We start from the raw sequence: 18247 nt of genomic DNA on the forward strand, positions 1-18247 counted from the left end.
AAAATTGCAGTTTGAGGAGGGCAAAATATTATGAAAATTACTTATAAAGGGATTGGCTCTGATTTAAAGAATATATTGTTTGAAGAGTTTGAAAAGAATGAAAATACGCTTTTTGTATTTGAAAATTCGGCTTCGTTTTTTGAGATAAAAAGGGAATTTTTACAGAATGAGGAAATACAGCAGGAATTAGGGATTTTTCAGAATTTCAAGATGATGAATAGTTATGATTTTTATGAGAATGTCTTTGTTACTGATAAAATTGTGGTAAAAGAAGAGAAACAGGTTGTGCTCTTTTACAATGCTTTGACTGAGAAGCTGAAAAGGGATATGAAGGTTAATAATTATTATGATATTATTGATGTTGCCTATAATTACTACAATTTATTTGCAGAATTGCAGGAATATAAGATTGATCTGGAAAAAATTGAGCTGGAGAAATGGCAAGCTGAAACTTTTGGAACTTTGGTTGAGATTGATAATGAGATGAAAAAAGTTGTGCAGCGGAAAGGGCTTATTTTGCCGTATATGCTTAGAAATGTGGAAAATATTTCGGACAATTTTTTGAAGAAGTTTTCTAAAATTTGCTTTGTGAATAAAGTTAAAATTACTCCATTTGAAAAGGAGTTAATTGGAGAAATTGAAAATAGAGGGATTGCTGTAGAAAATATTTTGCAGCTTTCGGAAAATGATTTTAATGAGGAAAAGTTGAAAATAAAGGATGGTTTTTCATTGCCCGCAAGAGAGATTTTTGAGTCAAAAAATATAAATGTGGAAATTCATGAATTTAGCAGTAAATTTGGAGAATTATTAGGATTAGTGAAAAAATTAGAACAAGTTGAGAAGGATAGCAAAAAGGCAAGTAAGAAAAATGAAGATGCGAGAGAAAATTATAGAATTTTTGAGGCTGAGGAAAATTCTGAAGAGGTAAAAAGTGATTATCAGCTTTTAAAACAGAAAAAAATTTCTTCAAATTTAGAAATAACTATGAAAGATACGAAAATATACAAAATACTGAATTTAATTTACAATTTGCTAGACAATCTGAGAGAAATTGACAGAAAAGACAAGGAAAAACTGTTTCTGTTTAGAACGAAAGATTTTTATGACGCATACAAATCTAATGATTTACTTAATATTTTTAATTTGAAAGAAAGCTATCAGATTTTTCAAGATTTGGTTTCAAAAGATTATAAATACATTTCACGAGAGGAATTGGAACGAATTAATCAAGAAGATTTGAAAAAATTGGAAAAAGAAACTCAAAAAGCGAAATTTAAAGAAATTTATAATCAAAGAATGACTGCTATCAGTAAAATTATTGAATTTGTCAAAGAGCTGGAAAAGATTTATGAATACACGACATTGGCGGAATATAGCGATTATTTGGAAAAAATCTATCTAAATAATGAAAGGAAAGTAAAAGAAGATAAAAATGTGAAAGATAAATACTTTGAGGCTTTATCCGAAATGCTCGTGTTAGAAGATTTTAGCTTTGATAATTTGTGGGATAAATTTTTTAGTCAAAATATTTCAGCTAATTTATTAAAATTATTTTTGAAATATTTGGATAAAAAATCGATTGGACTGAATTTGGAGGACAGTGCAGAAGAAGATTTGGAAAACAGATTTGCAATAAACTCATTTGAAAATATTTCAGAAACAACGAAGGAAAATATAATTATTTTAAATTTACAGGATTCATTTCCAAAAATAAAAATGAATAATTTTTTATTCTCAAAAATTCAACGTGCAAAAATGGGACTTCCAACAAGTGATGACAAGAAACTGATTGGAATGTTTAAAATTTACCAAAACATACTTAGTGCAAAAAATGTATATTTAGCCTATATTAAAGACTTGGAAAACAATATTGATTCAGCAAGTGTTATCGAGGAATTGAAACTGAAGTATGGAATTGGAGTTATAAAAGGTGAAATAAGCGAGGCTGAAGAGCTTTATTTTGTAAAAAAATATTTTTTAAAAGATAGAAAAGAAAAATGGGAAAAAAGGGAAATTGGAGATTTTATTCCGTCAAAACTGGAAAAAGATCTTAATAAAATAAAAAATGAAAAATTGAAATTGGGGTATTATTCATTTCAAGAAATGAGAGATTGTGAGTACGGATATTATCTGAAAAAATCGATTGGAGAGCAAGAAGTTGAAGAGATTGAAGATGAAATAAATGTTAAAATATTTGGAACAATAATTCACTCTTTTTATGAAAATGTCGTTATGAAAAACAAAGCAGACTTCGAGAATAAAACTTTCAAAATTGATAGAAACCAGCTGGCAGAAATTTTGGAAAAAGTGCTTAATTCATTTGATTATAAAGTTCCTAAAGAATATTTGGAGTTTTATAAAAAAGTGTCGTTTGAGGAAATTTTAAAATCTGCAGAAAAATATTTTGAGGAATTAATTAAGAAACTGGAAACAGAAAACGATATTGAAATTTACTTTGAGGAAAGAATAAAATTATCTTCAGAAAAAGAACTGTTTGAAAATGTATCTATTAATGGAGTTACAGATTTGCATATAAAAACGAGTAATAAAAATTACTTATTTGATTATAAGTCAGGGAAATTGAGAGATGGACAAAAGGGCTATAAAACTGATAAAGTTTATAAAGCAATGGAACAGCTGGATTACTATTCATTAATGCTGGAAAATGACAATAATGAAAATATTGAAAAAATTATTGTAGATACTTGGGAAGGTAAGTTAGTGCCAGACGAGAGAACGCATGATAAAATACTAACTTCAAAAGATGTTGAAGAAGTGATTTATAAATATCGAAATGAAGAGTTTTATGATTTAGGTAATATCAAAAACCAAAAAAATTATCTTTACAAAGAATACATAAATATTTGTAGAGGGGAGGATGAATTAAGCGATGCTGAATAATATAATTTTGAAAGCTAGTGCAGGAACTGGAAAAACATACAGACTATCGCTAGAGTTTATAGCTAATCTGGTACGAGGTGTTAATTACAAAAACATAGTTGTAATGACTTTTACAAAAAAAGCTACAGCTGAAATCAAAGAGAGAATTTTTGATTTTTTATATCAAATCGCTTTTGATAAAGGAAATGGAGCAGAATTAGAAAAAAATTTAAAAGAAATCTATAAATTTGATAATTTGAATAAAAAAGAATTACAAAATATTTATTTTGAAATGATAAAAAATAAAGAGGACATTCGGATTTCTACCATTGACCGTTTTACTAACCAAATCTTTAAAAATGCAATAGCACCGTATTTTAATATTTACAATTATGAGATTTTTGAGAAGGAAACAGATGAATTTTATTCAAAAGTTTTGATAAAAATAATTGAAAATGAAGAAATTTTTCAAAAATTCAAATTTATTTTTGATGAAAAAAAAGAGAAAAAAAATATCGCAGTCTATATAAAAATTATTGAAGAAATATTGGAAATGCATCCAAAATTTGTTTTGGCAAGAGATTTTAAGATGCCAGAGAATAAGAAAATATCATATAGATTTATAGATGAATTAGATGGGATATTTAAAAAAATTGAAGAAATTTCCGATAAAAAGGGTAAAGATGTAGAAGAAGTTTTAACAGAGCCATTTCATAGTCTTTACAAGAAATATAGTATTTTAATAAAAGATGAAAGTAAAAATGAAAATCAGAAAATAAAAGCGAAATTGGAATTAGTTGCTCTAAAAGTAGATTTATTTTTTGAAAAGAAAATTTGGAATGGAAATTATACTAAAGGAGCGAAAAATCAAGATGATAGAGAAGAATTGGAGGAAAGTTCTGAAAATTTAAAAGAAAAATTGTCTGAATATATTTTTGTAAGCAAAGTACTGCCATTAGACAAAAAATTAAAAACTATCGCTCAAATCATATTTAATATCGCTCAAAAAATCAAAATTTCTTCAAAAAGATTTACTTACAATGATATTTTGGTGTACACGTATGAATTTATTTTCAATAAAGAACTAAAATTTGTGGAAAATGATAAAGTTACAGAAGAATTTCTTGAATTAATCGGCGGGAAAATAGACACAATCATGATTGATGAATTTCAAGATACGAGCATTTTGCAGTGGAAAATTTTGAAATTAATGATGAATACTTCGGAAAATATTATTTGCGTTGGTGATGAAAAACAGAGCATTTATAATTGGCGTGGTGGAGAAAAGGAATTATTTGAAAAATTAGAAACAATGATTCAAGGAAATGTTCAAACTCTGGATAAATCGTATAGAAGTTACAAGCAAATTATCGAGAATGTTAATAAAATATTTAATGGCTATGATTCTAATTGGAATTATACAGATTCTGGCTATAGGGAAGATGAAGAGTATCAAAGAGGATATTTTGGATATTTTATTCAAGATACAAAGGAAGACAAAGAAAAAATTTATACAAAAATTATTGACATGATAAAAGATGGTCAAATAAAAAATCTGGGAAAGAGTGCAATTATCTGTCGTAAAAATATTCATTTAAAAGAAATTGCGACAGCGTTGAATGAGGCAAAAATTCCGTATACACTTGAAAGCAAGGCAACTATTTTGGAGTACAAGCCTATTGTTCCAATGTATCAGCTAATTAAATTTTTTGCATTTGATAATTTTAAATATTTGTTAGAATTTGTGAGAAGTGACTTGATTGGTGGATTAAATAGCCATGTAAAATATCTGCTAGAAAATAAAAATGAGATTATGAAGTATATTGCCGGTAATTCTAAAATAAATAGCTTTGAAGAGTTTATTAATATTCAAAAAGATGATGAGATAAAAGAAAAACTTTTAGAATATAAAAAAATTAATACTTTAGAAAGAAATGGACTAATTTTTGAGGAAATTATCAATAAAATTAAGGATTTGAAAGTCTTGTCAATAAACTTGAATGATAAATATCAAAAAGAAAATTTTTCAAGAAAACTTGTTGAGAAATTTGAAATAACAAAATTTTATTCAACAAACAGTGATTTGAAAAACATTTTTATATTTTTTAACATTTTGAAAAAATACAGTAATTTATATGAATTTATAACATTTGCCGAAGAAGAAAAGGAAAATTTGAAACAGGTTAGCAGCAAGGATATAAATGCGATAAATTTACTGACGATTCATGCTTCAAAAGGATTAGAATTTGATACGGTATTTTATTATAAAAGAGAAACAAATAAGGGGCGTACAGATAAAGATAATTTTAAAAGCTATTTAGATTTTGATGAAAAATTTAATATTGTAAAAAAATTTATTGTGCTGTTTACAGATTATAATAAAAAAATGTTTGAGAATGAATTGAGTGAAATGAGAGATAATAATTCTCAAAAAGAAATGATGGAAGAAATTAACAATGATTATGTTGCATTGACTCGTGCTAAAAAAAATCTGATATTATTGTTTGACGCTGAAATAACAAAAGACAAACGATATGCTGATTCTTTAGTGAAAAGAGTGATAGATGCTTATGAAGATGAAAACAGATATGAAATAGGTGAAATTGTAGAATCGGAAATTCCTGAAGAAACAACAGATACTTCAGATGTAAAAGTGAGCAATAATTTATTTGAAACGTATTTTGATGATGATAAATTTGTTGTAAAAAAATCTTCAAATACATTGGAAAATGAGTTTAAACGTAAAAAAGGGCTTGCAATGCATTACTATTTTGAACATATTTCAAATAATCTGGAAAATGATAAATTAATTGCAAAATCTGCACTTTTGAGCCGATATGGAAATATGCTTGGGAAAAAGATTGTAGAAGAATTAATTGTTAGAATGGAAAAATTTATTGAAAAAAATAGAGATATTTATGATGAGAAATACAAAGTTTACACGGAATTTGAAATTTATGATTCCGAAGGGAAAAAACGTATCATTGATAGAATTAATATTGATGAGGAAAATAAGAAAATCTATATTTATGATTATAAGACTGGATTTGAGCCTGAAACGAATGAGAAGTATCAGGAACAGATTAATGAATATAGGGATATTTTAAGCAAAAAAGTTTCGGCAGATTATGAAATTGATGCTCAATTGTTAGAAGTTTAAAGTGATTTTTGAAAAAAACGGATTTTTCTATTTCAAAAATAAGATTAATAGGTTATAATAATGTGAAATGATTAAAATTTAGGAGGAAAAAATATGTCAATATTAGTTTTTGGACACAAAAATCCAGATACAGATACAATTTGTTCGGCAATTGCTTATGCGGAACTGAAAAATAAATTAGGAAAAGAAGTTAAGGCTGTAAGACTTGGAGAAATTAATGAAGAAACCAAGTATGCTTTGAACTATTTTAAAGTTGAAAAACCTGAATTAGTGGAAAATGTGGCTGGAAAAGAAATAATACTGGTGGATCATAATGAGAGAACTCAAACTGCTGAAGGATTTGAAGAAGCAAAAGTTCTGGAACTAATTGATCATCACAGAATTTCAAACTTTAATGTGGATGAGCCTTTATATGCAAGATTAGAGCCTGTTGGATGTACTGCGACAATTATTTTAAAATTATTTAAGGAAAATAATCTTGTCCCAAGCAAGGAAACTGCTGGACTTATGTTAAGTGCAATTATTTCAGATACATTATTGTTCAAATCTCCAACTTGTACAGAATGTGATGTGAAGGCTGGTAAGGAACTGGCTGAAATCGCTGGAGTAAATGCGGATGAGTATGGACTTGAAATGTTAAAGGCTGGAACTGCGCTTGGAGATAAATCTGAAGCAGAACTGTTAAATATGGATATGAAAATCTTTGAAATTGATGGTTCAAAAATCGGTGTTGCACAAGTTAATACTGTAAATGAAACAGAAGTTTTGGAAAGAAAAGAAAAATTACTTGCTGAAATTAATAATATTATTACAAAAGAAGGACTAAAATTCTTTATGTTTGCAATCACAAATATTTTATCAAATGATTCTGTGGCTCTAGTTTCAGGAGATGGAAATGATATTATCGAAAAAGCGTTTGGAGAAAAAGTTGACAGCAACTTGGTAACTTTGAAAGGTGTTGTTTCAAGAAAGAAACAAATTATTCCGCCATTGACAAAAGTAATTCAAGGGTAAATTTATAAAAATAAAAAATAAGGATTTGAAAAATGGCAATAGTAAAATTTAAGAAAAGAGAAGAATTGAAAATATTATTTGCAATAAAACTGCCTCCAATAATTTCTGAACTTTATAAGGAAGTTAGAAGTAAAAAGACAGCGAATGAAATAATAAGAAATTCTCTTAACATGAAAAAAAATCGTGTAATTAACACGCTAGAGCTTGTGGATGGCTTTGGAAACCAATTTTCTGTACTTGTTATTTATGATAATATTATGGAAGAAAAGGAGCTTTTAAAATACAATATGGAAATAGAAGATATTGATTTTAGAATTCTGGAATTTGATTTTAATGGCAAAATGGAAATTGAAGAAATGATAGGGCATGTGAAGAGGCTGTACAGCAACTAGCTGTTTTTTATGGGAAAATGTGCAGTAACTATGCTTAAAATAGCGAGGAAAGTTTATGAAGAAGAAAATAACGATATTGGCTGGCATACTGATGATTTTAATAGTAGGAATTGCAGGTGCAAAGGAAAAGAAGGTAAACAAGTCGAGAGAAAATAAAAAATTTGAAAAAGCTATGAGAAGTTTTGAAATGGAAGCGGTTATTATGACAACGAAGGGGAATATCTCCTTTTACTTGTATCCTGAAGCCGCTCCTAAAAATGTGGCAAATTTTGTATTTTTGGCAAAAAACAACTTTTATAACGGACTGACTTTTCATAGAATTATTCCGAATGGACTGATTCAGGGAGGAGATTCTGTGGGAGATGGAACTGGGACAGCTGGATATTATTTGAAGGATGAATTTTCAGACTGGCTGACATTTGCGCATGAAGGAATGCTTGCTTTTGCAAATTCCGGACCTGATACGAACAGCAGCCAGTTTTTCATAACGATGAGTCCGCTGACTAACCTTAATAAAAAGCATACAATTATTGGCGGGACAAAAACTCGTGAGGATCTAGGTGTGCTAAGAACATTGAGGCAGGATGACAAGATACTGAATATTGATATAAAAGGTAGAAAGATTGACAAATTTTTAGATTATTTCCCTGAGGAAGTCAGCGAATGGGAAAGCAAGCTTGTAAAACCTGCAAAACGCTAAAGAATGAAAAGCTCCCTGCTTAAATTGGGGAGTTTTTCTTTTGATTATGCCTGAATTTGATTCAGATTTGTGCCAATATTCACAAATAAGGGTAAAAGTGATATAATAATAACAAATAAATAATGATGAGGGGGAAATTAATGCATAGGGAATTTGCGGAAATTTACGATGTTTTTATGAAACACGTAAACTATGATGTATGGTATAAATTTTTAAGAATGTTTATTACAAAAAAAGGGGCAGTTCTGGATTTGGGATGCGGAACAGGGGAGTTTATATGGAGATTTCTTAGGGACGGATTTCCTGTCATAGGGGTAGATTTATCTGAAAAAATGCTGGATATTTCTGAAAAAAAACTAATTGGAAAAAACTTGGCGGACGGTAATTACAAGCTGATAAGAGATAATATCGTAAGTTATGAAAATAAGGCAATTTTTTATGAAAGTTTGGATGTGGGCAGAAATCACGGAATTAGTGGAAATTGTGATGAAATACAGCCAGTTGACTACATTATCTGCAATTTTGACACAATAAATTATTTGAAAAGTGAAAAAGAATTTTTGAAATTTATTGAGAAATGTGGGAAAAATTTGAAAAAAGGCGGGTATTTAATTTTTGACGCTGTGACGGAAGATATTTTTGAAGAAATATTTGAAAATGATATATTTCTGGATGAAGAGCCTGAATATACGAGTATCTGGCGGCATGAGAAAATAAGCGGGAAAAAACATATTGTAGAGATTGACCTGTTTATTCGTGAGGATAAAAACGATAATTTGTTCAGAAAATACAATGAGGTTCAGGAAAAATTCATTTATGATCCAGAATGGATTGTGGAAACTGTCCAGAACAAAGGGTTTGAAGTATTTGATACAGCTTCTAATCCTGAATTTGGAGAAAGCAGAATATTTTTTGTATTAAAAAAATTGTAGTTTTTAAATACTTGAACTTTTTGATATTATGCTGAAAAATTAAGAAATGTGAGGGGAATAGTTGGAATTTTACTACAAAATAAGAAGGAAGTAATTTTATGGAATTTGAAAACGAAAAGAAAATTTTAGAAAACGAAACAGCTAATGAAGAAGAAAATGTCATAACCGAAGAAGAAAAACGAAGACAAAAACTTTTTGAGATTGAAAAGAAGCTAGGCAGACACAACAATGAGAAGGAAATTAAAAACAGAAGAAACAATAAGATAATGAAATATTTTGCGCTCGCTACAAATATGGTGTATATTCTGTCCTTGCCAATTCTTCTTATGCTTGGACTTTATATGCTTCTGAAAAAATATCTGTTTAAGGCGGATCAGCCTCTCGTTCTTGTTATTTTTCTTGTAATTGGGGCAGTGTCAGGCTACTGGTCGCTCATAAAGCAGGTAAACAACATAAAATAATATTGGATTTAGATGTTAATTATGGAGAAAGGCAGGGAAAATGCTGGAAAGAATGCCCAAAAATATAAAAAAGGCGTATATTGTTTCGATTTTTATTATGATATTTCTTGTTATTATGGGAATATTTTTTAATTGTGTGGAACTTTATTTTGGATATTTAGTCGGAGCCATTATTTCTCTAATAAATATAAATTTACTTGTAAATGGAGTGCATAAAATTCTCTATTTTCAGAACAATCCAAAGTTTAGGGGAAATTTTGAATATTTAAAACGAATGGCTATATTTTGCCTTGGAATGTTTATTGTTGGGAAAGTTAGTCAAAAATATTTTGAAAGTCATGTTTTAACAAATATTGCAGCAACAGGAGCTGGAGCATTAAATTTTAAAATTGCATATTTATTGTGTCATTTTAAAGAAAAACTTTTTTTCAGTAAAAAATAGTAATTAAAAATTATTTAAAATAAATTTAGTATTAAACTTGAAAAATGAAAAAAGTGTAGTATAATTAGAATGAAAATATTTACTAAAAAAAATTGAAAAGAGGTAAAAAAATGGCACAAAGAATTATTTTGAACGAAATTTCGTATCATGGTTTTGGAGCAATAAACCATATCCCAGAGGAAGTTAAGAAAAACAAATTCAAAAAAGCTCTTATATGTACAGACAAGGGGCTTTTAGAATTTGGTGGAGTTTCAAAAATTACAGATTTGCTGGATAAGGAAAATTTAGCTTATGAAGTTTTTTCTGATATTCAGCCAAATCCGACTATTGAAAATGTAAAAGATGGTGTTGAAAAGTACAAATCTGCAGGTGCTAACTACATTATCGCAATTGGTGGAGGCTCACCAATGGATACTGCAAAAGCAGTTGCCATTATTATCAACAATCCAGAATTTTCTGATGTAAGAAGCCTTGAAGGTGTTGCAGACACTAAAAATAAATGTGTACCAATTATCGCTGTTGCGACAACAGCTGGAACTGCTGCAGAAGTTACAATTAACTATGTAATCACAGATGTTGAAAAAGACAGAAAATTTGTCTGCGTTGATCCGCATGATTTACCAATTGTGGCAATTGTTGACCCTGGAATGATGACAAGCATGCCAAAAGAACTTACCGCTGCAACTGGATTAGACGCTTTAACTCATGCGATTGAAGGATTTACAACAAAAGCCGCTTGGGAAATGACTGACATGTTCCATTTAAAAGCCATTGAACTAATTGCAAAATATTTGAGAAGCGCTGTAAATAATGAACCTGAAGGACGTGAAAAAATGGCACTTGCTTCATATTTAGCTGGAATGGGATTCTCAAATGTAGGACTTGGAATTGTACACTCAATGGCACATCCGCTAGGAGCATTTTATGGTACTCCACATGGAATTGCAAACGCAATAATTCTTCCAACTGTAATGGAATACAATGCTGAATTTACTGGAGAAAAATTTAAAGCTATCGCAAAAGCATTCGGTGTAAAACATACAAGAACAATGTCACCAGAAGAATATAGAAAAGCTGCAGTTGATAAAGTAAGAGAACTGGCAAGCGATGTTGGAATTCCAAACAACCTAAAAGGAATTATGGATATAAAGGATTTGGACTTTATTGCTGAATCTGCATTAAATGACGTTTGTACAGGTGGAAATCCACGGGACACAAATTTAGAAGATATAAAAGAATTATATAAGAAATTATTATAATTTTTAAAATTATATAAATTGTATAAAAAATTTTCTTTTAATTTTTATGTTTTTGTTTTTTTAAGCAAAGGGGAACAGTCGCCATCCCCTTTGCAATCCTGGCTTGTCTAAGCATTTTTTTGAAATAAAAATGAAACTCGCTCCGTATTACTTCGCTCAAACAATCATTTTCATTCCAAAAAAATCACGACGTTTTCAATTTAACTACAATAATTGTATCAGATATAAAAGCGAATATTTAATCAAAATATAAAAATTAAGAGAAGTTAAAAAATATATTCTAAAGTTTTTTATTTATACAAATTCTCAACATATTCACTTCTTCTTCCATTTTCATCATAAACAAAAATTGGCATTTCAATAGAAAATCCTTTCTTTGCATCCTTTATTGCTTCCAAAAGGCAAATTTTTGAATTTTCATTCCATTTTGTGTAGCAGTTTTTCATTCGTTTTGGCTCTAAATTATATTTTTGTAAAAGTGATAGAACTTCTACTAGACGTTCGCTTCGGAATACAATTGAGAAACTTCCCATATTTTTTAATAAATAAGAAGAAATTTTTATTATTTCTTCAAGTGTTAAATTAATATTATGTCTTGCGTTTGCCAGTTGTTCCAAATTGTTTGTCTGGGAAATGTCGCCGGTAAATTCAAAATATGGGGGATTTGTAACGATGGTGTCAAATTCGTCACGGTTAAAAATATTTTTATAATTTTTTATATTTTCGTTTATTATTTTAACCTGATTTTGAAATTTATTGCCATTAATATTTCTTATGGCAATTTCCGCCATTGTTTCTTGTAATTCTATACCTGTAATTTGAGCTTTTGACCGCTGTGCCAGAAGTAATGCGATAATTCCGCAGCCAGTCCCAATATCAAGGATTTTTTTAGTTTTTCGATTAATTTTTACAAAGTCTGCAAGCAAGACAGAATCAAGTGTAAAGTTTTGAAAGTCATTTCGTTGAATAACTTTCATATTTTTTATTGGGGTAACTGTTTCTTCTCCGTTTTTTTTCATAAAATGTAACTCCTTTTTCTTTATTATACTAATACTATTCCCTATTTAAATAGCGAATATTTGGTAAATTTTGTAAAATATCTTAATATTGTAATTTATGACAAAAATAAAAGCGGAAAATAATTCCCGCAATTAAAATTTTTAAATTCACACATATTTATTATAATTCTCCAGCGTAGTTATGATGAACTTTTTGAACATCATCGTCATTTTCCAGAGTGTCAATTAATTTTTTAAGTTTTTGCAAATCCTCTTCGCCAAGAGTATCAACTTCGATAGATGGCAAATATTGAATATCTGCTTCCAGCAATGTGTATCCTGCGTTTCTTAAAGCATCTGCTACTGTATCAAAGTTAGATGGTTCAGTTGTGATATAAAAACTGTCTTCCAGAGTTTCCATATCTTCCATTCCAGATTCAAGTGCTACTTCCATTAATGCTTCCTCATCAATATCATCAGTTTTTTCAATAATAATCTCACCTTTTCTTCCAAACATATACGAAACTGATCCAGAAACACCAAGATTTCCGCCATTTCTATCAAAAGCTACTTTTACAGATGAAGCAGTTCTATTTTTATTATCAGTAAGAGCCTCTACGATGATAGCAACTCCTGCTGGTCCGTATCCTTCGTAATTTAACGTTTCAAAAGCTGTCGAACCGTCAGTTCCTGCTCCTTTCTTGATTGCCCTGTTAATATTGTCGTTAGGCATATTAATCGCTTTTGCTTTTTCGATTGCGTGTTTTAGGGCTACGTTAAATTCAGGATTTTCTCCGCCTCTTGCTGCCACTGTTATAAGTCTAACAAGTTTTGTGAATGATGCGGCTCTTTTTTTGTCCTGTGCTTCCTTACGCCCTGCTATTGTACCATGTCTTCCCATTTTTTCCTCCTAAATTAATTATATGAAAATTATATCATAAAAAAAAAGTCTAATCAATGGGGAAATTAAAGGAATTTTTGATAAGAAAAAAATTATTGGGTATATTGTCAAATTAAAATGTGAAAAAAAGTAAAAATAAATTTGCCAAATATGAAAAAATAATGTAAAATATAACTAAATAATAATACAGTTAAAAGGATGTGATCTTGATGAAAAAAACAATTATGTTTTCTATATTAGGTATCTTGCTGTTTTCATTAGCAAGCTGCGCCTCTTTTGAAAATCTTGAGAGAGAAAGACAGGAAAGAGGGGAAAAATGTAGAAACGGTGATGCAGGAAACTGGAGATACTGTGATTACATAAATAACGCCGCCAAAAAATAGGATTATCTGAAAATAATATAGAGCCGTTGAAAAGAGAGAATCTTCAGACCAGCTCTATTTTTTTGTGGAAAATATTTCCTAAAAAATGGTAAATTTTGAAAAATAATAGGAAAAAGAATAAAAATTATGCTACAATGTCTGTATCAAATAAATTTTTAACAAAGAACTTTTAGAGGAGAAAAATATGGAACAAACTGAAACATTAATAAAAATTAATAATCTTGTTACAAGTTTTCGGATAAAAGATGAATATTTTCCCGCTGTGGATAATGTTTCGCTGGAACTTAGAAGAAATGAGATACTTGCGATAGTGGGGGAGTCAGGATGTGGAAAAAGTACGCTTGCAACTTCTATTATTGGACTGCATAATCCGATTAATACGAAATTGACAGGGGAAATCAATTTTGAAGGGAAAAACTTGGTAGAAATTGATGAAGAAGAATACAATAAAATTAGAGGAAATAAAATTGGCATGATATTTCAGGATCCTCTATCGGCTTTAAATCCACTTATGAGAATAGGAGAACAAATTGAGGAGGGAATGATTTATCATACAAAATTGTCCAAAACCGAAAGAGAAGCCAGAATGCTGGAATTACTAGAGAATGTAGGAATAAAAAATCCAAAACGTGTAGCAAGGCAATTTCCGTACGAATTATCGGGAGGAATGCGTCAAAGAGTAATGATTGCAATAGCACTTTCATGTAAACCTGAAATTATTATAGCCGATGAGCCGACAACAGCATTGGACGTTACAATACAGGCACAAATATTGGATTTACTAAAAACTTTGCAAAGTGAAATAAACGCTGGGATTATACTGATTACACATGATTTGGGCGTTGTTGCTGAAATGGCGGACAGAGTGGCAGTAATGTATGCTGGAGAAATTGTAGAAATCGCAAACGTAAATGATTTGTTCAATAATCCAAAACATCCTTACACAAGATCTCTGCTAAATTCAATCCCGCAACTTGACACAGAAACAGAAAAATTACACGTAATTCAAGGAATTGTTCCATCGCTAACCAAATTAGAGAGAACAGGATGCCGTTTTTCTCAAAGAATTCCATGGATAAAGGAAAGTGAACACGAAAAAAATCCAACATTGCATGAAGTGGAAAAAGAGCATTTTGTGAGATGTACTTGCTGGAAAAATTTTCATTTTGAAAAATAAATCATAGAGTTAACTTATTTTTAAAATTTTAATATAATAAATTTTTTGTTAATAAATATTTTTTTTGTATTTTCTTTTTTTATACATAAAGGGTGTTATTCGCCCCCCTTTACAATCCTGGCTTGTCTAAGCATTTTTTGAAAGCGAAATCTAAACTCGCTGTGTAAAACTTCGCTCACTTTCACAAATATAAAGTGAATTTAATTCTACAAACGGATTTATTATAGAAGTTATGACGAAAGAAACATATAAATATGTTTAGTTAATTTTATTTTCAAAAAATCATGACAATTTTTAGTTTAATTGATGCAAATAATCTAACTAAAATAAAAATTAAGCAAAATTTCGTTAAAGAAAAAATAACTGTTTGAGATTTTGGATTAAATTTTAAATTATATGCAGTTATTAATGTTGAAATAATCTTAATTCAAAATCGAGTTTTATTTTTTCTTTATAAGAAAGTTTTGCGTAAAGCAGGGTAGTTCGTAGAACGTTTCGCCAGTATCTCTAAGTAGCAGTCAGTTAAAGATGTTAAAATAACTGTTATTGCGAAAGAGGGCATGGCGTTTGATGCCCTTACGTTAAAACAGAAAGTATAAATAGAAAATAATTATAATTATTAATTGGAAATAAGAACTTAAAAACATTGAATATTGGAAAGGAAAAATAGAAAGATGAGTTTTATTGAAGTGAAAGACTTGAAGGTTCATTATCCTATTCGTGGGGGCTTTTTCAATAAGGTAATTGACCATGTGTATGCTGTAGATGGTGTCAGTTTGACTATTGAAGAAGGGAAGACTTATGGACTTGTGGGGGAGTCGGGGTCTGGAAAGTCTACGATTGGGAAAGCGATAATTGGGCTTGAGAAGATAAAAAGTGGAAAGATTATTTATGAAGGTAAGGAAATTGATAGGAAGTTTCGTAATAGAAGAAGTGAATATAATAGAAATGTGCAGATGATTTTTCAAGATTCGCTATCTAGCTTAAACCCTAAGAAGAGAGTGATTGATTTGATTTCTGAGCCTTTGAGAAATTTTGAGAATCTGACTTCAGATGAGGAAAAGAGGAAAGTTTCAGAACTGCTGGAAATTGTAGGAATGAACAGAGAAGATATTTACAAATATCCACATGAATTTTCTGGCGGACAGAGGCAGAGGCTGGGAATTGCACGGGCTGTTGCTACAAAGCCTAAGCTAATTATTGCAGATGAGCCTGTGTCGGCACTTGATTTATCTGTTCAGGCACAAGTTTTGAATTATATGAAGGATATTCAGGAGCAGTTTGGGCTTAGTTATCTTTTTATTTCTCACGATCTGGGAGTTGTAAAGCATATGTGCGATTATATGTTTATAATGTATCGTGGAAGGTTTGTGGAAACTGGGACAAAAAATGATATTTATAAAAATCCTGAACATTTTTACACAAAACGCCTAATTGCCGCAATTCCAGAAGTGCATCCTGAAAAAAGGCTGGAGAATAAAAAAAGAAGGATAGAAATTGAAAAGGAATATTTGAAAAATGAAAAAAAATATTATGATGAAAATGGACGTGTCTTTGATTTGAAAAAATTGACAGATACCCATTTTGTCGCTATTAAAGATGAAATAATGAAAAATAACGGAAAAGGGGGAAAATAATCAATGTGGAAAACAGTTTTACGAAGAATTCTGGTTATGATACCGCAATTATTTATACTTAGCCTATTAATCTTTATTTTGGCAAAGCTTATGCCGGGAGATCCGTTTACAGGACTCATTACACCACAGACTGATCCTGCGGCACTTGAAGAATTGCGAAGAAAGGCAGGATTGCTGGATCCTTGGCATGTTCAGTATGTGAGATGGCTAAAAAATGCCGTTTCTGGAAATTTGGGAATGAGCTACACTTATAATGTCCCTGTAAAGACGCTTATTGGAGAACGGGCAGTAAACACATTTATTTTGTCGCTGCTTAGCCTTATTTTGACATATTGTATTGCAATACCGCTTGGAATGCTTGCTGGACGTTATCAGAACTCATTTCTTGATAAATTTGTCACATTTTATAATTATGTGAGCTATGCGATTCCAACTTTTGTGCTTTCGCTTATAATGATTTGGTTTTTTGGATATACGCTTGGCTGGTTTCCGACAACTGGATCGGTGACAGCTGGACTTAATACTGGTACTTTGGGACATATTTTGGACAGGATTTATCACATCATATTGCCTGCAATTACGTATGCATTGCTGGGAACAACTTGGATTGTGCAGTATTTGAGAAATGAAGTAATTGACGCTAAGAATCTGGATTATGTAAAAACGGCGAAAAGTAAGGGAGTACCAGAAAATAAAGTTTATTCTAGACATATTTTCAGAAATTCGATTTTACCGATTGCGGCGTTTTTTGGATATTCGATAACAGGGCTTCTGGGAGGTTCGATTTTTATTGAAAAAATATTCAGTTATCCTGGAATGGGAGGACTGTTTGTAAATTCAATTATAACACGGGATTACAGCGTTGTCACAGCATTAATACTGCTGTTTGGATTTTTAACATTGCTTGGAAGTTTGCTTTCAGATATTATTCTTAGCATTGTTGATCCTAGAATTAGAATAGAGTAGGTGGTGAAAAAATGTCTAATAATGAAATTTTAAAGAAAAATAATGAAAAAGCAGAAAATTTTGATGAAATTAAGAAAAGTGACAAACCGACTGGAATTGGTGTTATTGTGAGGGAGATTTTGAAAGATAAATTGGCACTTGCTTCGCTTATTATTCTTGTAATTCTTTTTGGAATAATTTTTGTCGGATCGCTTTTTGCAAATCAGGAGGAAATTATGAAAATAAGCCTTCTGGATAAATATGCCATTCCTATGAAAGAGGGATTTTGGCTAGGTTCTGATTCTGGAGGGCGTTCAATACTGGGTCAGCTGATACTAGGTGCTAGAAACTCGATTATTATTGGTTTCACAATAACGATTTTAACATCAGGAATTGGGATATTTTTTGGTTTGATTGCAGGATATTATGGAAAATGGGTGGATAATGTAATTATGAGAGTTATCGATTTTATTACGATTTTGCCTACACTTATGATCATTATTGTGTTTGTTACTATTGTTCCAAAGTACACTATAGCAACTTTTGTGCTGATAATGAGTGCATTTTACTGGGTTGGAGCAGCAAGGCTGATTAGAAGTAAGGCACTTGCTGAAAGTCAGAAAGATTATATTTTGGCTTCAAAGACTATGGGGACAAAGGATTTTACGATAATTTTCAGGGAGATACTGCCTAACTTGAGTTCAATTATAATTGTGGAATTGACATTAGGATTTGCTGGAAATATTGGAATTGAAACAGGGCTTAGTTTTCTTGGCTTTGGATTGCCGCTTTCTACTCCGAGCCTTGGGACTTTGGTTGGTTATGCAGCAGATCCGGAAGTATTGTCAACAAAATTATGGATTTGGCTTCCAGCATCAATATTGATTTTAATTATGATGCTTTGTATTAATTATGTTGGACAAGCTTTAAACAGGGCAGCTGACGCAAAACAGAGAAGAGGATAAA

At 30.4% G+C, this 18247-nt stretch carries 16 protein-coding genes; 14 read left to right on the forward strand and 2 right to left on the reverse strand.

Annotated features, from left to right (window positions below; all coding sequences use genetic code 11):
* Positions 1–30: 30 nt before the first annotated feature.
* The 9 genes from FVE77_RS03190 to fucO all read left to right on the forward strand — a co-directional run bounded on the left by FVE77_RS03190 (position 31) and on the right by fucO (position 11240).
* A complete protein-coding gene (locus tag FVE77_RS03190) occupies positions 31–2901 on the forward strand; it encodes a PD-(D/E)XK nuclease family protein (RefSeq protein ID WP_026745617.1) in 2871 nt (956 codons plus the stop codon).
* Positions 2891–6040 (forward strand): UvrD-helicase domain-containing protein, encoded by a 3150-nt coding sequence (locus tag FVE77_RS03195; protein WP_036087645.1) that lies wholly within the window; start codon positions 2891–2893, stop codon positions 6038–6040. The genes FVE77_RS03190 and FVE77_RS03195 overlap by 11 nt, the downstream gene beginning before the upstream one ends.
* A gap of 93 nt (positions 6041–6133) precedes the next feature.
* The gene (locus tag FVE77_RS03200) at positions 6134–7054 is read left to right on the forward strand and encodes a manganese-dependent inorganic pyrophosphatase (RefSeq protein WP_026745619.1); all 921 of its coding nucleotides are present in this window, start codon (positions 6134–6136) and stop codon (positions 7052–7054) included.
* A 32-nt stretch (positions 7055–7086) separates the two neighbouring features.
* The gene (locus FVE77_RS03205; protein ID WP_026745620.1) at positions 7087–7446 is read left to right on the forward strand and encodes a hypothetical protein; all 360 of its coding nucleotides are present in this window, start codon (positions 7087–7089) and stop codon (positions 7444–7446) included.
* Between the two features lie 55 nt (positions 7447–7501).
* On the forward strand, positions 7502–8146 hold the full coding sequence (locus FVE77_RS03210) for a peptidylprolyl isomerase (protein ID WP_026745621.1): 645 nt from the start codon (positions 7502–7504) through the stop codon (positions 8144–8146).
* 140 nt (positions 8147–8286) lie between these two features.
* On the forward strand, positions 8287–9078 hold the full coding sequence (locus FVE77_RS03215; RefSeq protein ID WP_026745622.1) for a class I SAM-dependent DNA methyltransferase: 792 nt from the start codon (positions 8287–8289) through the stop codon (positions 9076–9078).
* 98 nt (positions 9079–9176) lie between these two features.
* A complete protein-coding gene (locus tag FVE77_RS03220; protein ID WP_026745623.1) occupies positions 9177–9539 on the forward strand; it encodes an AtpZ/AtpI family protein in 363 nt (120 codons plus the stop codon).
* Positions 9540–9579: 40 nt separating this feature from the next.
* Positions 9580–9981 (forward strand): hypothetical protein, encoded by a 402-nt coding sequence (locus FVE77_RS03225; protein WP_026745624.1) that lies wholly within the window; start codon positions 9580–9582, stop codon positions 9979–9981.
* A 110-nt stretch (positions 9982–10091) separates the two neighbouring features.
* Positions 10092–11240 (forward strand): lactaldehyde reductase, encoded by a 1149-nt coding sequence (gene fucO / locus FVE77_RS03230; protein WP_026745625.1) that lies wholly within the window; start codon positions 10092–10094, stop codon positions 11238–11240.
* A 290-nt stretch (positions 11241–11530) separates the two neighbouring features.
* Here fucO and FVE77_RS03235 read toward each other — a convergent pair whose 3' ends face one another.
* On the reverse strand, positions 11531–12259 hold the full coding sequence (locus tag FVE77_RS03235; RefSeq protein ID WP_026745626.1) for a tRNA1(Val) (adenine(37)-N6)-methyltransferase: 729 nt from the start codon (positions 12257–12259) through the stop codon (positions 11531–11533).
* A 160-nt stretch (positions 12260–12419) separates the two neighbouring features.
* Positions 12420–13139, reverse strand: a complete 720-nt coding sequence (locus tag FVE77_RS03240) for a YebC/PmpR family DNA-binding transcriptional regulator (RefSeq protein WP_026745627.1) — start codon at positions 13137–13139, stop codon at positions 12420–12422.
* 209 nt (positions 13140–13348) lie between these two features.
* Between FVE77_RS03240 and FVE77_RS12445 the strand changes: the two genes are divergently transcribed.
* From FVE77_RS12445 to FVE77_RS03260, 5 genes are all read left to right on the forward strand, one after another.
* A complete protein-coding gene (locus tag FVE77_RS12445; protein WP_154669751.1) occupies positions 13349–13522 on the forward strand; it encodes a hypothetical protein in 174 nt (57 codons plus the stop codon).
* A 184-nt stretch (positions 13523–13706) separates the two neighbouring features.
* Positions 13707–14699, forward strand: a complete 993-nt coding sequence (locus FVE77_RS03245) for an ABC transporter ATP-binding protein (RefSeq protein WP_026745628.1) — start codon at positions 13707–13709, stop codon at positions 14697–14699.
* Between the two features lie 674 nt (positions 14700–15373).
* On the forward strand, positions 15374–16336 hold the full coding sequence (locus tag FVE77_RS03250) for an ATP-binding cassette domain-containing protein (protein ID WP_026745629.1): 963 nt from the start codon (positions 15374–15376) through the stop codon (positions 16334–16336).
* 3 nt (positions 16337–16339) lie between these two features.
* Positions 16340–17302: an oligopeptide ABC transporter permease gene (gene opp4B / locus FVE77_RS03255; RefSeq protein WP_026745630.1), complete on the forward strand. Its 963-nt coding sequence runs from the start codon at positions 16340–16342 to the stop codon at positions 17300–17302.
* A gap of 11 nt (positions 17303–17313) precedes the next feature.
* Positions 17314–18246 (forward strand): ABC transporter permease, encoded by a 933-nt coding sequence (locus FVE77_RS03260; protein ID WP_026745631.1) that lies wholly within the window; start codon positions 17314–17316, stop codon positions 18244–18246.
* Position 18247: the final 1 nt, after the last annotated feature.

Source organism: Leptotrichia hofstadii (genome assembly GCF_007990525.1).
GTDB lineage: Bacteria > Fusobacteriota > Fusobacteriia > Fusobacteriales > Leptotrichiaceae > Leptotrichia > Leptotrichia hofstadii.

Excerpts from the sequence above, each read along its gene's own strand:
- FVE77_RS03235 (WP_026745626.1), bottom strand. The coding sequence starts at position 12,259 with ATGAAAAAAAACGGAGAAGAAACAGTTACCCCAATAAAAAATATGAAA.
- FVE77_RS03260 (WP_026745631.1), top strand. The coding sequence starts at position 17,314 with ATGTCTAATAATGAAATTTTAAAGAAAAATAATGAAAAAGCAGAAAAT.
- FVE77_RS03220 (WP_026745623.1), top strand. The coding sequence starts at position 9,177 with ATGGAATTTGAAAACGAAAAGAAAATTTTAGAAAACGAAACAGCTAAT.
- FVE77_RS03190 (WP_026745617.1), top strand. The coding sequence starts at position 31 with ATGAAAATTACTTATAAAGGGATTGGCTCTGATTTAAAGAATATATTG.
- FVE77_RS03240 (WP_026745627.1), bottom strand. The coding sequence starts at position 13,139 with ATGGGAAGACATGGTACAATAGCAGGGCGTAAGGAAGCACAGGACAAA.
- FVE77_RS03205 (WP_026745620.1), top strand. The coding sequence starts at position 7,087 with ATGGCAATAGTAAAATTTAAGAAAAGAGAAGAATTGAAAATATTATTT.
- FVE77_RS03225 (WP_026745624.1), top strand. The coding sequence starts at position 9,580 with ATGCTGGAAAGAATGCCCAAAAATATAAAAAAGGCGTATATTGTTTCG.
- FVE77_RS03195 (WP_036087645.1), top strand. The coding sequence starts at position 2,891 with ATGCTGAATAATATAATTTTGAAAGCTAGTGCAGGAACTGGAAAAACA.
- FVE77_RS03245 (WP_026745628.1), top strand. The coding sequence starts at position 13,707 with ATGGAACAAACTGAAACATTAATAAAAATTAATAATCTTGTTACAAGT.
- opp4B (WP_026745630.1), top strand. The coding sequence starts at position 16,340 with ATGTGGAAAACAGTTTTACGAAGAATTCTGGTTATGATACCGCAATTA.
- FVE77_RS03250 (WP_026745629.1), top strand. The coding sequence starts at position 15,374 with ATGAGTTTTATTGAAGTGAAAGACTTGAAGGTTCATTATCCTATTCGT.
- FVE77_RS03215 (WP_026745622.1), top strand. The coding sequence starts at position 8,287 with ATGCATAGGGAATTTGCGGAAATTTACGATGTTTTTATGAAACACGTA.
- FVE77_RS03210 (WP_026745621.1), top strand. The coding sequence starts at position 7,502 with ATGAAGAAGAAAATAACGATATTGGCTGGCATACTGATGATTTTAATA.
- FVE77_RS03200 (WP_026745619.1), top strand. The coding sequence starts at position 6,134 with ATGTCAATATTAGTTTTTGGACACAAAAATCCAGATACAGATACAATT.
- FVE77_RS12445 (WP_154669751.1), top strand. The coding sequence starts at position 13,349 with ATGAAAAAAACAATTATGTTTTCTATATTAGGTATCTTGCTGTTTTCA.
- fucO (WP_026745625.1), top strand. The coding sequence starts at position 10,092 with ATGGCACAAAGAATTATTTTGAACGAAATTTCGTATCATGGTTTTGGA.